The organism is Micromonospora sediminimaris, from assembly GCF_016863575.1.
Lineage (GTDB): Bacteria > Actinomycetota > Actinomycetes > Mycobacteriales > Micromonosporaceae > Micromonospora > Micromonospora sediminimaris.
Map to the genome: position 1 here is coordinate 46,395 of NZ_BOPD01000026.1, position 13,986 is coordinate 60,380.

The following is a 13,986-nucleotide window of genomic DNA, read 5'->3' on the forward strand; positions in this document are numbered from 1 at the left end:
AATCCTTGACATCAGAAGGAAGGTCAGCCCGGCCAGCCGGTGCCGCTGCTGTCGCGGCCGGCAGCCGGCCGGGGTGAAGGCCGCGGTCGTGACCGGGTAGTGGCTGCGGCACGTGCTGCCGCCGAGGTGCGGGTGGTCCGGGGTCCGTAGATGGGCACCGACGGCCAGCCCGTGCCGCTGGCCGTTCGCGCGGACTCAGGGACAGCAGAGAGCACCGGCGGCACGCGCAGGCCTGGCACCGACTCGGCCGACCAACTCCGAGACGCGCCGCTCGGCCAGCCGATACCGGATTCGGTGTAGGCCCACCAGCGACGCCACCGCGGCATCCGCTGCGGCATCACCGTCGCCGGAGTCCGCCCCGACGGCACCCTCCGCACCCCGACCCCGGGCTCGGCCTGGGACGGACTGGCAGACGTCGACGCCGCAGCAGTTCGCGGCGGACGACGCGCCACCGGACCAGGCCCCGCACCAGGGCGAACCCCAGCCGGCTGCGGCAGCGGCACTCCGCCGAAACGGGCAGCCAGGTTCCCGGCACGGCGCGTCCGGCCGACGACGGCTCCCGCCGCAGCACGCCCCGCGCCACCCCACAGACCCCCGGTGAGGGCGCGGCCGAGTTGCTGAACGATAGCGACCCGAACGAACGCGCCGACCACGTTGCGGGACTGCCCACCCGTGACGTACCGGCGCACCAGCCCCGGTATCCGCGTCACCGCCAGCAGCAGGCAGCACACGATGAACAGGTTGAGCGTGCCCGTCGGATCGTTCGGCAGACCCAGGGCGGGCAGATTCGCCGTCGGGCTGACGAACACCGTCAACCCGGCGTGCAGCGCGATGCCCTGGCCTCCGACCGTGGCGAACACGCCGAGGAAAGCCCGCCACCACAACTTCGCCACCGGCTCGGTCCACGGCGTGCCGTGACAGGCCAGCGCCGCCGGTGCGAGACCAACGAGGATCACCAGCAGGCCCAGCCGCAGCACCCAACCCGCCATGATCATGGCGGCGAGCACGGCGATGACCACGCCGATGACGAGCGTGAGCAGGGCGTTGGCCGGATTGGTCAACGCGTCGACGATCGTGCGACGTAACTGGTCCAGCGAGCCATCGGTGGTGACCGACTCACCGATGAGCGCCTGGATCAGCGCGTTGCCCACGGCGATGAGTTCCCGGCACATCGGCATCGCGAAGTTCGCGCCGATAATGCCGATCAGCAGACGCGGCGCGAGTTCCGCGACGCCGTAGCGGGCCTGGACGCTGTCGCGGGCCATGACCACCACACCGCAGGCGACGATCGCCACCACGTAGCAGGTGTTGGCGACGAACAGCGCGCGGGTGCTGATCGTCTGGACCTGCGGCAGGGCGGTCACATCCGGCACCACGAGGAACGCCCAGGACAGCAACCTCCACAGGGCGTCGATGACGTCCGCGACCCGTGCCGCGATCCATTCCAGGACCCTGTCCAGCACCGCCGCGATGGTGAACGGGTTGTACATCAGTTCGTCCCGAGGATGCCGCGCAGGATGCTCATCAGCACCGGCGCGAGCACCGCCAGGCCGTAGCCGGTCGCGGCGCCCTTCAGCGCACCCTTGGCCTTCTCCACCTGACCGGGGTCACCGCCGGCCATCAGATACAGGGCACCGCCGTAGGTGAGGAACAGCGTGGCGACGCCGACGAGGATGCCGACGATCCAGGCGATGAGGTTGTTGATGACGGTGTCCAGGCTGTTGACCGCCAGCAGTTCTGGCGGCCCAGCCTGAGCCGCACCGGCCGTGCCGGCTATAACGGCGGCGACGATCGTGGTGGACAGGAACAGACGGGACAGGACACGGCGCATCTGGTCTTCACCTCCCACCCCGCCAGGCGGCGGGGCATGCGCGACAGCCGATAGGGAGGCGCCGCCCGCACGGGCGGAGACCGTGGAAGCACTCTCCTTCCACAACCAGGTTCGGAAATTGTGGTGAGCACGGGCCGACAGCCGGGCCGAGTCACCACCCACACCGGGCGGCGCCCAAGACCGTCCGCAAACCCGGCTGGCGTGCCGGGCTGGATCGGTCTTGTGACCGCCAAAAGCCGCTGTTGGCCGCGAACTGCGGGGACCTGGCAACCCAACAGCGGCCAACGGCTACCCAACTGTTGGGGCGTCTCCTCAGGACTGGGACATGCATTGGAGTCGGTGGGCTTCCGCATGTGCGCCTGCCTTCGCCTTCGCGCAGCGACCTTCTCCGACTGCGGCGGTCCCTGTGAGGAGGTTGCCGACGGTGGTGGAGATCTGTGGAAGTGGCGGTGCTGCGTTTCGGCGATCGGGGGGCACACAATGCGTACATGGCCCATCACGACAAGCGGGTGCCTGAGCACCTGCTGATCGCCGTCGAGCAGCAGGACGATCCGGTGTCGGCGGTGTCCGAGGACGATGCCCGACGCCGCTCGGTCGCCTATCCCACGCTGATGTGGGGCGCGCCGGTTTTCGGCTGTGCCGAGGAGGTGGACGGCCGGTGGCGGGTCGTGCGGCTTGACGCCGACGAGCCGCAGCATGCGCGCGACAGCCTCGCGTCGCACTTCCGGCGCCTGTTCAGCGAGACGCCGCAGACGGCGGAGAACGCGGCCGTGCGGGCGGCGTACGAGACGGCGTACGAGGTGCTCGACTGGGAGTCGGTGAATGAGCTGACCGTCAGTGGCCGTCGTTACCGGATCATCCGGGCGCAGCCGTTCATTCGAATGGGCCCGGACGGGCCGGAGCCGCCCCGGCCCACCGATGCGGACCCGTACCCGCCGGGCGAGGCGGAGCGGACCACGTCGCCGATGGACGGATTCGTCATCGACCCGGCCGCGGGCACCGGGCTCACCGACGCCCTCGTACGGATGGAACTGGTCTCGGCGACCTACCCGGCGACGTCCTTCCCCGACGACGTGTACGCCGATTCGCGTCGGGCGTTGGTGACGCACCCGAACGTGGTGCTGCTCCCGGTCGGGTTCACCGTGGGGGAACAGGTCGACGGCAGGTGGCGGCCCCGCTCGTTCACCACCTACCCGACACCGCAGGCGGCCCGGGACGCGGAGTCGTTCGCCATCGCCGACGTTCCACGGGATGCGGACACTCCGATCGAGGAGTTCATGGCGGCTTACGCGCGCGCCCGCGCGGCGCACCGTCCGCCACGCACCGACGACTTCGAGGTGGGCGGTGTGCCGTGCCGGGTGACCCGGGTCGAAACCTTCATCCGGTACGGCCCCGACGGTCCGGAAGGACCCCGCCCCTCAGATCACGACCCGCTACCACCGCCAGCCAGCCAGGTCGAACAACTCCGCGCGCAGGGCCTGATGCCCAAACCAGACTGACCCGAACACGGCAGGCATTCGGCGGCAGGTACGCCGTACGCCCGCCGTGCACCGCGGGCGGCACCCGTCACGCCCTGCGGCCCGCCTGCCGTGACGGTTGACGTCCCCAACCCGACGTCGAGGTCGGCCCTGTCGTTGACCTTGCTACTACCAAGGGACGACGGTGTAGTTCTTGAGCAGGACGCCGTGTAGTGGGGTGCCGGTTTCGCCGCTGATGATGGGGTGGTAGATGCGGGCTGCGGCGTCGGTGACGTCCAGTGGTGGTTGCCAGCCGGTGGCGGCGCGGTGGGCTTTGATGGTGGTGGGGTTTTCGTCGGTGATCCAGCCGGTGTCGACGGCGCTCATGTGGACGTGGTGGCGGGCGAGGTCGGTGGCGCCGACGCGGGTGAGCATGTTGAGGGCGGCTTTGCTGATGCTGGTGTGGGGGTGTCGGGTGGGGCCGGTGCTGTCTTCGGAGAACCAGCCTTCGCGACCTGTCACGTTGATGACGTACCGGTTGCCGGGGCCGGGTGCGGTCAGGGTCGGGCGGAGCCGGTCGAGCAGGAGGAACGGTGCGACGACGTTGACCAGTTGCACCTCCAGCAGTTCGACCGGGTCGATCTGGCCGATGGTGGCGGTCCAGGAGTTCGTGGTGCCGGGGACGACGAGCGCGCCGGTGGCGTCGATGATGCTGGTCAGTTCGCGGCGGGGTGTTTCCGGTGGCGCGGCGAGCCGCAGGCTCCAGTCGGGTGGTGCGGCGCCGGGTCGGAATCCGGTGGCGGATTCGATGGCGACTGCGGTGGGGGCGGCGTGCAGCTCTGCGGCGATGAGGGGTTGGTAGGCCCATTCCGGTCGGCGTACGGTCTGGGCGGCGTTGTTGATGAGGATGTCGAGTCGGGGTGCGTCGTCGGTCAGTCGTTGGGCGATGTCGAGGACCTGGCGGGGGTCGCGGAGGTCCGCGCCGATGATGCGCAGTGAGTCGAGCCAGTCGGTGGCGTCGGGTTGGTGGGCGTAGCGGCGGGCGGCGTCGGCGGGGAATCGGGTCACGATGGTGACGGTGGCGCCGTCGCGGAGTAGTTTCAGCGCGGTCTGGTAGCCGATTTTGACCCGGCCTCCGGTGACCACCGCGCGGCGGCCGGTCAGGTCGGTGCGGGCGTGCCGGTGTCGGCGGTGCAGGTCCGCGCAGGTGGGCAGAGCGCGTGGTAGAAGGCGTCGACGGTGCGGAACCGGTCGCGGCAGGCGTAGCAGCGGCGGTCCCGCCGGGTGCGTCCGACCCCGGCCGTGTCGGTCAGCTCGGTGGGTTCTGCGACGGGTACGCCTTCGGCGCGGTTGCCGGCTGCGGTGGCGGCGTCGGCGACGACGGCCCGGTCGGCGGCGGCGGTGGCGCGCCGTCGGTCCGCGCGGCGTTGGCGCTGCGCGTCCTTGAGTAGCCCGTCGACGGCGCGTTGCACTCGTTGCCGGATCGGGTCGTCGACGGGCAACGCGCGGATCTCGCCGAGCACCCGCAGGGCTTGCTCGACCTCGGTGCTGTCCATCGTGCCTCACCAACCAGTCGACGTGGACGGACCGGATTCGAACCGGTGTCCTCCGCCTTGAGAGGGCGGCGCGTCGACCTCTGCGCTACCGACCACGCGACGGGGGTGGGACCCGACCGGACTCGAACCGGCATCCTCCGCCATGTAATAGCGACGCGACTACCTCTGCGCTACGGGCCCCACCACGACGCATCGTAGCGACGCCGATCACCATGCCGCCAACCGTTTACGCCTGCATGGTGTTGACCTCGACCGGCGCGGCCCGTGCGTCGACGTGCCGCCATATCGTGACCGAGGACCGCCCTGCGGCGTCCGGGAGCTCGAGGACGGCGAGGGTGATTAGGACCACGGTAGGCGACGGGGGTACCCGTCGGTGACGGCGCTGATCTCGGCGACGGCGTCGCGCCAGTGCATCGACCGGCGTTCGGTGCCGAAGTGGAGGTGTTCGGCGCAGAACCAGTAGGCGTTTTCCGGGTGGCCGACCCAGCCGACGGCTCTGCGCGCTTCGAGTCCTGCTCTCTCATGGTCGTTGACGGCGAAGTTCACCACGGTGAATTGGGTAGCGCTGTCGGTTGATCCACAGACGAGGCACAGCGGTGGCTTCATGAAAGCAAGTGTCGCAGCTTCGATCCGCATCTCTGCACCAGGTTTCCCAGGGATAGGCGCTCCGCTGGTGTAGGTTTGCGCCAGCGATGTCGCTGGCGGTTGCCCTGATCAGGGACGGCATGATCGGTTTTCGCGGTCACGTCGCTGGGTCCTTCTCAAGATTGCGTCGCTTACCGCGTCTTCCGGCCGGGACAGCATCGATCGGCGACGAGGTGGCTGCCGCGGAGCGTGTTGAAGTCGCTGCTGGACGCGGGATACCGGCTGTAGGCCCGTCGTATCCGTGACCAGCTTGCTGCCGTAGACCTGCCGCACCATGCGGCAATGGTGGCGAAGCCTTGCGGGCCGCCGGGGGATGCCGAATCGGATCAGGTTCCGGCGGACGGCTTCGGGGGTGAGTGCGAGGTCGGCGGCGATGTCGCTGGCGGAGCGCTGCCTAACTTCGCTCCACTCGCGCAGCCAGCCGCGGTAGGCCGAGCAGTACCAGCGCTGAATGGTCGGGTCCGCGTAGGCAGCCACGGCAGCGCGGCGATCCGACAGCTGCCAGGAGCCAAGCAGCAGATCGTTCGCGTGGATCTCAGGCTGCGCCAGCGCCACCATAGGGCTCGCCCTTCGACGGCCGGCGGCCGGCACATGGCTCGGCCGTTGCTGCTCTGGACGACATCACCACCGAGAGGGCCTGTTCCGCATTCCCGGGTGGGCCTACTCGCCGGGCCATGCCATCAGCGTCGTCCGATGGATAGGTTTGGCGGGATGTGGCCGTAGCCGCACGTGGGCGAGTTCGCCCTTGCGGATGGCGTTGATCAGGCGCTTTTCGGCTTGGTCGCGCCAGTGTGAGGCGAGTTGGCCCTGGATGCCGCGGCGGGCGGCGGCGACCTGGACGGAGGCGCCTTCAAGTCGGGTCTCGGCGATGATGTTCGCGTCGTCGGCGTCGATCACGCCGATGGCAACGGCCCGTGCGAGGACGAAGTCGGGGTGGTCCCACGGCTGTAGTGGTGTGCGGGGGCCGGCGGGTTCGCTGTCGAGCGGGTCGGTGGTGACGTCGGCGTAGCGAATCTTGAGTCCGGCGCGTTCGGCGGCGTCGAGCATGCGCCCGAGTACGCGGCGCTGGTCGGCGTCGACGCGTTCCAGGAGTTGTTCCCAGAAGGTCTTGAGCATCTCCGCGTCGATGTCCTCGACGTCGCGGTGGAAGCCGCGGGTGATGTTACCGGCCCGCTTGCGTAGGCCAGGTAGGGCGATGCCGATCGCGCCGATGCCCCAGCCGGCGCCGTCACGGCGGGCCCGTACGACCAGCTCCCGCCACACCGTGTCGCGGACCTGCGGTGCGGTGTCGCGGTTCAGCAGGAAGGCCTTCAGTTCGTCCAGGGCCATGAGCCGCGGCGGGCAGCCGGGGATGCCGCGGCCGTCGAAAGCGATCGGTACGGGCCGGCGGACGAGGAGATCGAAGGCGCGTTGGTGGGCGTCGAGCGGTGACAGACGGATGGAGGTGGACGGCATGAACCTCTCCCGGGGGCTCCGAAGCGCTGTACCGAATGGCACGGCTCATCCACTCACACCAACCCAACAGCAATCGGAGTGCGCCGATGGATGGTGAATGGTGGGTGTATCGGGTACGGACGTGTTGGGTACAGGTCGGGGCCCTGCATGCTCGACGGTCCGGCGCAGTTTACGAACGGCCGGAGTTCACGCGCGTGGACGGCGCCGGCTGTTGGTTCAGCTCAATGCCCTGTTGGCCGCTGTTAACCAGGTTCTTGTCCAACAACGGCAGCGGCCGGGTTTCTTGCTGTCTCACCGGGTGTACACAGTCGACCCGACAGAGCGCACCGCCCGGCGCTCGGGCCTGCAAGCTGGCGGTGTCGCCGGCAGAGTCGACCCTGCCGATCGGCTGAATGCCTAAGGCCGGGCGGGGCATCGCCTGTTGGGTCCGCTGTCTCACGCCGTTGGGTGGCGCCAGGCCGCGGTTGGGCTGAACCAGCCCGGACTCTAGGCAGGATGTTGGGTTGAGCGGCCCGACCCAACTGGCGGCCGGTTGGCCAACGGTCCTGCCGGCCCGCGTCGCTGTTGGTTGCTGTTGGCCGGGAGAGCCGGACGGCCCCCGCACATCGGGGTCCGGTTGCCCTATTGGGAGTCGTGAGCACGGGCCAGCCGGTGGAAGCCACCCGCCGATGACCGAACCCTTCGCAACACCCGCACACCCCGGCGAGTCGCCTCAGCCGCAACGCGGCAAACAAGCGAGTCGCGACACGCACCCACCCAATGGGGTCGCGTACCGCGACTTCCTCCGGGTGGACCTCACCGACGGCCCGCCAGTGCCGATCTCGATCTGGCGTGCCGTCGGCACGGACGGCGACAACGACAAGGCGACCCAGCAGCGGCTGGCGCGGCGGCTCGTCGTCACCTACAGCCGCCGCGACGCGGCCGTGGTCGACTTCGACGGCGACCCCGCCATACGGGAAGCCGCCGCGGCGACCGGCCGCCTGTACCTGCCCGTGACCCAGCCCGCCGACCTCGCCGACATCGACGCCGCCCAGGTGGACCTGGTCGTGCTGCGGTGGCCCCGACCGCACCCCGCGGCCGAGGCTGTGGCGGATCTGTTCCGCGCGTTCCGGCTGGTGGTCACCCCGGACGGCTTCGCCGTACTCATCGTCGACCCGACCCAGGACGGCGGCAGCTACCCCGAACAGGCTCGCCGATTGATCCCCGAAGCCCGCTCCGGCGGCATGCGCCACCTGCAACGCATCATCGTGATCACCGTCCCCACCGCTGTCAACGGCAGCGACACCACGCCCGAGGACGACACCACCTCCAGGGATACGGCGACCGGCCGCCCTGTGCGCGTCGATGTCCTCGTGTTCGTAGTGGCGGCAGGCCGCCATGGCTGACAGACAGCTCAGCGCGTCGTTGATGTCGCCGCCCCAACGGTCGGTGTGGCTGCTCGGCCAACGCCCGGTCGCCGCCCAACGGCGCGGGAAGTACGTCCCCGGCTCGGCCGCACACCCGCAACGGATGTGGCCCGACCTGGCCACCGCCGCGATCATCCGATACAGCCAGCCCGGCGACCTCGTCCTCGACCCCCTGGCCGGTGTCGGCACCACGCTGATCGAAGCGGTGGCGGCGGGTCGCGACACGATCGGGGTCGATTACGAGCCGGACTGGGTGCGACTGGCCCAAGCGAACCTGCACCGCGCGAACCGCGCCGGCGGCACCGGGCAGGGCATGGTCCTGGCCGGCGACGCGACCGCCCTGTCGGACGTGCTGCCGTCCGCGCTGCGGGGACGTGTCGCGCTGGTGGTGACCTCACCGCCGCACGGACGCCCCCTGCAGGGCCGTGTCGCGAACCGCACCCGCCGTGTCGACCTCGCCGCCGGCATGACCGCCGTACTCACCGGCTGTCTGCCGCTGCTGCGACCGGACGCCACCGTCGTGGTCACCCTCCGCCGCCACCCCAACCACCCAGCAGTTGAAGCGCCGGACGCGATCCCCGCCGCCGGCGCCGGAGCTGGTCTGACGCTCATCGAGCACACCATCGGCCTGCTCGCCGACGCCCACGACGACCGACTCGTCCCCACGTCGCCAGTCCGCCCGCCCGCAACGACCGCCCCACTGTGGGACGACCTGTCTGTCCACACGAGCGCCTACGAGGACATCTACGTCTTCCGGCACCAGCCGTCCGCAGACCTGGTGGCACCCGACCAACACGGAGTGCGCCCATGATTGCCAGCCCGCACCGCCGTGCTGCCCGCCCCCGCGTGCGCTCGATCAGTTACCGGGCGGCCAGAGACTTCATCACCACCCATCACCGCCAGCTCACCCCACCGCAGGGTCACAAGTTTTCTCTCGGGCTGACCAGCCATGCCGGTGTGCTCCTCGGGGTTGCGGTGGTCGGGCGACCGCTTGTCCGTCACCTCGACGACGGACTCACCGCCGAGATCACCCGCCTGGCCACGGACGGATCCCGCAACGCCTGCTTCGTCCTGCTGTCCGCCGCCTGGCGCGTCGCCCGCCACATGGGCTACCAGCGGATGATCACCTACACCCGCGCCGACGAGCCCGGCACCAGCCTCCGCGCGGCCGGCTGGACCGCCGTGGCCGACCTGCCCGCCACGCCCGGCTGGGACCGGCCAAGCCGACCCCGAACGCCGCACGGCACCGACCACATCGCTCGTACGCGCTGGCAGGTGACCACCCCCGACTGGACCCGTCAACCCAGAAGGCCGCACCGGCCACGACGGCGGGGCGAGGCCGGATGACCAGCCACCACACCGACCCGTCCGACCGGTTCCTGTACCACCGGGACGAGAAGGTCACCCTCTACACCGGCGATGCCCAGCAGGTCCTCGCGACCCTGCCCGCGGCAAGCGTCGACATCGTGGTCACCAGCCCGCCGTACTACGGGCTGCGGGACTACCGCCAGCCCGGCCAGTACGGACTCGAACCCACGCCCCAGGACTACGTCAACACGATGGTCAACGTCTTCGGGCACGTCCCCCGGGTCCTCAAACCCACCGGCACGCTCTGGCTGGTCCTCGGCGACTCGTACAGCCTCAACTCCGGCGGCGCACCCCAAAGCGGCACGTACTCCGGCTACCGCAGCCCCGACACCACCCAGCCCAGGCTCGTCCGCCTCCGCACCCAGGACATCCTCCCCGCCAAGAATTTGATCGGCATCCCATGGAGGGTCGCTCTCGCGCTGCAAGACACCCGGCAGTGGATCCTTCGCCAAGCTGTCGTCTGGCACAAACCCAACGCAATCCCGGAAAGCGTACGAGACCGGCCATCCTGCTCCCACGAGTACATCTTCATCCTGGCCCGATCACGCTTCTACTACTTCTACCTCGACGCCATCCGCGTCCCTCTATCGCGGCCCGAGGCGCTGGATGGAACCAGGATCATCGGCGGCCGCCGCAAAGGAACCCAGGGCGGCATCGGGGCCACCGCCCGTCGGAGAGGCGTCACGCCCTACGGCGCGAACCAGCCCAAGTACGTCACCGACCCTGCTGCCCACCGCAGCAACACGGCCCGCAACAACCTCCTCGCCAACGGGCGCGCCCACCGCAGCCACCACCCCCGAGGCAAGAGCCCAGGATCAGTTTGCTCGATTCCCACCCGCCCCTTCCGGGAAGCGCACTTCGCCGTCTACCCGATCGACATACCCCTACGCGCCATCATCGCCGGCTCTCCGCCCGGCGGTGTCACCCTCGACCCGTTCAGCGGCGCCGGCACCACCGGCCTCGCCGCACTGCAACTCGGCCGTACATACATCGGCATCGACATCAACGCCGGCTACCACGACATAGCCCTCGACCGAATCGATACGCCGCGACAGCACGGCAGGCATCCGTGACCGGCCGCTCCCAGCCCACCCAAACCGTCAAGCGGCCCGATGGCATCACAGACGCGAAAACCCTTCCGACCCGAGGAGCGTTGAAGGGGAAGGCCGTAACTGGACCGGACGTCGCTCCGCTGGACAGAGGTTTCGTACTGCACGAACCACTGCCGCATGGGCGGAACGCTGTTGGTGTAGGTCGGTTCGTGCAGGCATCCGCCGGCGAATACCTACAACCGTCACCGGCGCTGCCGATTCCAGCGCTTGTGGACACTGAGCGCGGAACTGACGTCCGCTGCGTAGTCACACCAGTCGACCGCGATGGACGGCTTGCCGATCGATCCGTACTTGCGTTCATGGGTTGGCGCGCAGGGCAGGCGGTGATGTTCGTGAATGAATTTGGCCTGATTGTCGTCGCCCGCACCAGTGGCAACGGCCGAGTCGACCGGCGCGGCCATCTGCGACTTCCGCTCGCCGTCCGCCGCAGATGCGGGATCGTCACCGGAGACCGGGTGCTGGTCACCGCAAACCGGCAGCGCAACGAACTACTGGTGATTCCGATGGCCGCAGTGGACGCCATGGTTGTCCTCTACCGCCAGCCAGACGACAGCCAGGCGCGACGATGACCACGCCGATGGATCACCGCAATGCACAGTTGGAGACACTGCGGAGTCTGCTCAAGCAACTGGGTATCACCCCTGAGCAACTGCTCACCGAGACGACGGCGGCGTCGGTGGCGGTGCCGACGTTCGAGGAGTACGTCGGCCAGGTTGCCGAGGCTGTCTCACCCGGTACCCGCCGGGTCTACGGCTCGTACTGGCGACGCATCTGCCACCACTGGGGCAAACGGCGAATCACCGAGCCGACGCCCCTAGAGATCAAACGGCTGGCCGAGAACATCCGCAGCGATGTGGTCGTGCGCCGCAACACGCGCGGTGGCCGTACCGCAGCCGAACACCTCATCGCCGCCATGCGCTGCATCTACCGGCATGCGGTCATGGATGGGCTGATCCGGGAAGCCGACAACCCCGCCGCCAAGGTGGCCAAGCCCCGCCGGCTGGCCAGCATCCGCCGTGCTGTCCCGGAGGCGCAGCTGGCTGAGATCATCCACATCGCCACGACCACCGGCAACGACCCACGCCTGGATGGCCTGCTGATCCGACTGCATCTGGAAACCGCCTGCCGCCGCGGCGGGGCGCTGGCGCTGCGCCCGCGAGACCTGGATCCGGACCAGTGCTTGATCTACCTACGAGAAAAGGGCGGCACCTTCCGCTGGCAGCCGGTCTCACCGCCCCTGATGCAGCACCTGCTGGCACACCACGCCGAACGTGGCGATGATGACCGCAACGGAAGTCTGCTGCGCTACCGAAACGGCCGACCGTTGACCTACCGCCGTTACGACCATCTGTGGCAGCGCATCGGCGCTCACCTGCCCTGGGCTGCGGCGCAGCAGGTCAGCACCCACTGGCTGCGCCACACCACCCTCACCTGGGTCGAACGCACCTTCAGCTACGCGGTAGCCCGCGCCTACGCCGGACACGCCGGCAGCAACGGCGCCAGCACAACCATGACCTACGTACGCGCCGAAATCCAAGAAATCGCCACCGCCCTCGCCGGCCTCACCGGGGAGCCGCACCCGCTGGCCACCTCCGGCACCAGCATCCACGATTCGCCAAGGGTCCGCCTCGCCACCTTGACAAGCCCACCTGGCGACATTGAGTAACGGGCCGCGCGATGGTATCCCCGGCCGCGGCGCGATGATCGGGCCTGTTGGCACAGGAATGCCTACCGCCATCGCTGCGGTCATCATGATCCACCGGGACGAGCGCCGCGCACGCCAATAAGGAACACCGCCTCCACCACCGTCGCCGGCACAGGACCCGCTGTCGGCGTACAGGTTCGAGTACAGAGGTAGGTGCGACCGGAATTGCAACACACGCCGAGATGAGCCGCCACACGACGAATGGCACCTCGACCGGGCGGCGGTCCAAGTCGGTGGCGTTGCGTGAGGGCTTGCTGAGCCCAACCGATCCCGCGACGTGCGGATCTGCCGATGAGCGGAAGCCGACGGACTGGCTGTCTGCACGGCGCCGGATCTACCCCTGTACCCGCCGGCCGACTACGGTGCCGTCGGATGGGTCATAGGCTCGCCGGGTGACGGACGAGGAGACGACGGAACGTGTCATTGATCGCCTGATCCTGGCGTTGGCGGCGCAACTTGACAGGTCGGGGGGACCGGCCCTGGCGGCCGGTGCGGCCGAGGCGCTCGCCGACGTGAGCAGAGCCGAGGCCGATGTTATCTTCGGCCAGGCGGGCCATTTGGTTCATTACGGCACAGACACCGAACCGCTGAAGGCTCTTATCCACGCGATCACGGCCATCCAACGCGATGAGGCTCCGGCGGATGCCGCGGTCAAGCCGGGTGACGACGTGCGACTCGTGGGTGAAGTGCCGGAGAGTCTTGCCGGCTATGACGAGGCGTGGCTGCGCGAGACCTCGTTCGTCGTCCGCTACGTCGACAGGAACGCGATGGTCGGCGTGCAGCCGGACCTGACCGAGGATTACGTGATCGCGACGGTGCCGGCCGCCAGCGTGGAACCCGTGCGAACGGAGAGCGCTCCGTAGCATCGCCGCATCCGCTCAGATACGACTGTCGTCCATGCGTCCGGTGGATACGTCGGCGACAAGACAGCCCGGGCGCCTCGACCGAGGCCGGGCCGCGCGGTCGCGGTCGTAGGTCTTCGAAGGGGTGAAGCGAACGTCGGTAATCCTTGCGCCTCGGGGCGATGAAGGGAAGCGGCTGGTGTGAGGCCCTACATCGAGCCACTGGTGTTCTGGATCAGCTGCCGGAGTACCTTGAGGGTCGTGACGTAGTCTGCGTCATCGATGCCCTTGTGGATGTGGGCTCGGATCGCCGGTGCATGTCGCTTGAGGCTGAGGCGGGCCTCTTCCCCTGCTTTGGTGATCCATAGCCTTCCTTCTTGGTCGCGGATCAGCCATCCGCGCTCCAGCAGAGCCTCGGCTTCGGCGTCCAGATCGTCTTCGGCCCTGAGGTACGAGCTCATCGCCTGCTGGAGTTCAGGGATGGTCAGCCCGCCGCCATCCGGCAGGAGGTCGTTCTTGGAGAGGTTGCGAAGCAGCCAGAACTGAGGCTGAGTGAAGCCGTGTTCGGCATGTCGAGCTCGGGTGAAGGCGATGGGCGACTCATAGGCA

16 protein-coding genes and 2 tRNA genes are annotated in these 13,986 nt (G+C 69.0%); 8 read left to right on the forward strand and 10 right to left on the reverse strand.

Annotated features, from left to right (window positions below; translation table 11 throughout):
* Nucleotides 1–23: 23 nt before the first annotated feature.
* Nucleotides 24–1,490: a hypothetical protein gene (locus Vse01_RS20750; protein ID WP_093407849.1), complete on the reverse strand. Its 1,467-nt coding sequence runs from the start codon at nucleotides 1,488–1,490 to the stop codon at nucleotides 24–26.
* Complete coding sequence (locus tag Vse01_RS20755; protein WP_093408115.1) at nucleotides 1,490–1,831, reverse strand: pilin; 342 nt, start codon at nucleotides 1,829–1,831, stop codon at nucleotides 1,490–1,492. The genes Vse01_RS20750 and Vse01_RS20755 overlap by 1 nt, the downstream gene beginning before the upstream one ends.
* 488 nt (nucleotides 1,832–2,319) lie before the next feature.
* Between Vse01_RS20755 and Vse01_RS20760 the strand changes: the two genes are divergently transcribed.
* Nucleotides 2,320–3,330, forward strand: coding sequence for a DUF5954 family protein (locus tag Vse01_RS20760; RefSeq protein WP_093408112.1), 1,011 nt, complete (start codon nucleotides 2,320–2,322; stop codon nucleotides 3,328–3,330).
* 147 nt (nucleotides 3,331–3,477) lie between these two features.
* On the opposite strand, the gene Vse01_RS20765 is transcribed toward Vse01_RS20760, so the two are convergent.
* The 7 genes from Vse01_RS20765 to Vse01_RS20795 form a co-directional block, all read right to left on the reverse strand.
* Nucleotides 3,478–4,434 (reverse strand): SDR family NAD(P)-dependent oxidoreductase, encoded by a 957-nt coding sequence (locus Vse01_RS20765; RefSeq protein WP_198413219.1) that lies wholly within the window; start codon nucleotides 4,432–4,434, stop codon nucleotides 3,478–3,480.
* A 14-nt stretch (nucleotides 4,435–4,448) separates the two neighbouring features.
* Nucleotides 4,449–4,844, reverse strand: coding sequence for a hypothetical protein (locus Vse01_RS20770; RefSeq protein WP_198413218.1), 396 nt, complete (start codon nucleotides 4,842–4,844; stop codon nucleotides 4,449–4,451).
* Nucleotides 4,845–4,865: 21 nt separating this feature from the next.
* Nucleotides 4,866–4,940: transfer RNA gene (locus Vse01_RS20775), tRNA-Glu, on the reverse strand.
* A gap of 11 nt (nucleotides 4,941–4,951) precedes the next feature.
* Nucleotides 4,952–5,024, reverse strand: a tRNA-Val gene (locus tag Vse01_RS20780).
* A 159-nt stretch (nucleotides 5,025–5,183) separates the two neighbouring features.
* The gene (locus tag Vse01_RS20785) at nucleotides 5,184–5,450 is read right to left on the reverse strand and encodes a hypothetical protein (protein ID WP_139233194.1); all 267 of its coding nucleotides are present in this window, start codon (nucleotides 5,448–5,450) and stop codon (nucleotides 5,184–5,186) included.
* Nucleotides 5,451–5,558: 108 nt separating this feature from the next.
* Nucleotides 5,559–6,044 carry a hypothetical protein gene (locus Vse01_RS20790; protein WP_139233193.1) on the reverse strand — a complete coding sequence of 162 codons (486 nt, stop codon included), beginning with the start codon at nucleotides 6,042–6,044 and terminating at the stop codon, nucleotides 5,559–5,561.
* A gap of 105 nt (nucleotides 6,045–6,149) precedes the next feature.
* Entirely contained in the window at nucleotides 6,150–6,944 is a 795-nt protein-coding gene (locus Vse01_RS20795) for a hypothetical protein (RefSeq protein WP_093407844.1), read from the reverse strand.
* A gap of 788 nt (nucleotides 6,945–7,732) precedes the next feature.
* Between Vse01_RS20795 and Vse01_RS20800 the strand changes: the two genes are divergently transcribed.
* The 7 genes from Vse01_RS20800 (at nucleotide 7,733) to Vse01_RS20830 (ending at nucleotide 13,398) form a co-directional block, all read left to right on the forward strand.
* Complete coding sequence (locus Vse01_RS20800; protein WP_093407842.1) at nucleotides 7,733–8,329, forward strand: hypothetical protein; 597 nt, start codon at nucleotides 7,733–7,735, stop codon at nucleotides 8,327–8,329.
* A complete protein-coding gene (locus Vse01_RS20805) occupies nucleotides 8,322–9,161 on the forward strand; it encodes a TRM11 family SAM-dependent methyltransferase (protein ID WP_093407839.1) in 840 nt (279 codons plus the stop codon). Before Vse01_RS20800 ends, Vse01_RS20805 begins: the two co-directional genes overlap by 8 nt.
* Complete coding sequence (locus tag Vse01_RS20810; RefSeq protein ID WP_198413217.1) at nucleotides 9,158–9,697, forward strand: XF1762 family protein; 540 nt, start codon at nucleotides 9,158–9,160, stop codon at nucleotides 9,695–9,697. The genes Vse01_RS20805 and Vse01_RS20810 overlap by 4 nt, the downstream gene beginning before the upstream one ends.
* The gene (locus tag Vse01_RS20815) at nucleotides 9,694–10,791 is read left to right on the forward strand and encodes a DNA-methyltransferase (protein WP_093407837.1); all 1,098 of its coding nucleotides are present in this window, start codon (nucleotides 9,694–9,696) and stop codon (nucleotides 10,789–10,791) included. The genes Vse01_RS20810 and Vse01_RS20815 overlap by 4 nt, the downstream gene beginning before the upstream one ends.
* Before the next feature lie 188 nt (nucleotides 10,792–10,979).
* Entirely contained in the window at nucleotides 10,980–11,399 is a 420-nt protein-coding gene (locus Vse01_RS20820; RefSeq protein ID WP_139233192.1) for a hypothetical protein, read from the forward strand.
* Nucleotides 11,396–12,496: a tyrosine-type recombinase/integrase gene (locus Vse01_RS20825; protein WP_093407831.1), complete on the forward strand. Its 1,101-nt coding sequence runs from the start codon at nucleotides 11,396–11,398 to the stop codon at nucleotides 12,494–12,496. Before Vse01_RS20820 ends, Vse01_RS20825 begins: the two co-directional genes overlap by 4 nt.
* Nucleotides 12,497–12,927: 431 nt before the next feature.
* On the forward strand, nucleotides 12,928–13,398 hold the full coding sequence (locus tag Vse01_RS20830; protein ID WP_093407829.1) for a hypothetical protein: 471 nt from the start codon (nucleotides 12,928–12,930) through the stop codon (nucleotides 13,396–13,398).
* Nucleotides 13,399–13,586: 188 nt separating this feature from the next.
* On the opposite strand, the gene Vse01_RS20835 is transcribed toward Vse01_RS20830, so the two are convergent.
* Nucleotides 13,587–13,838, reverse strand: a complete 252-nt coding sequence (locus tag Vse01_RS20835) for a hypothetical protein (RefSeq protein ID WP_198413216.1) — start codon at nucleotides 13,836–13,838, stop codon at nucleotides 13,587–13,589.
* Nucleotides 13,839–13,986: the final 148 nt, after the last annotated feature.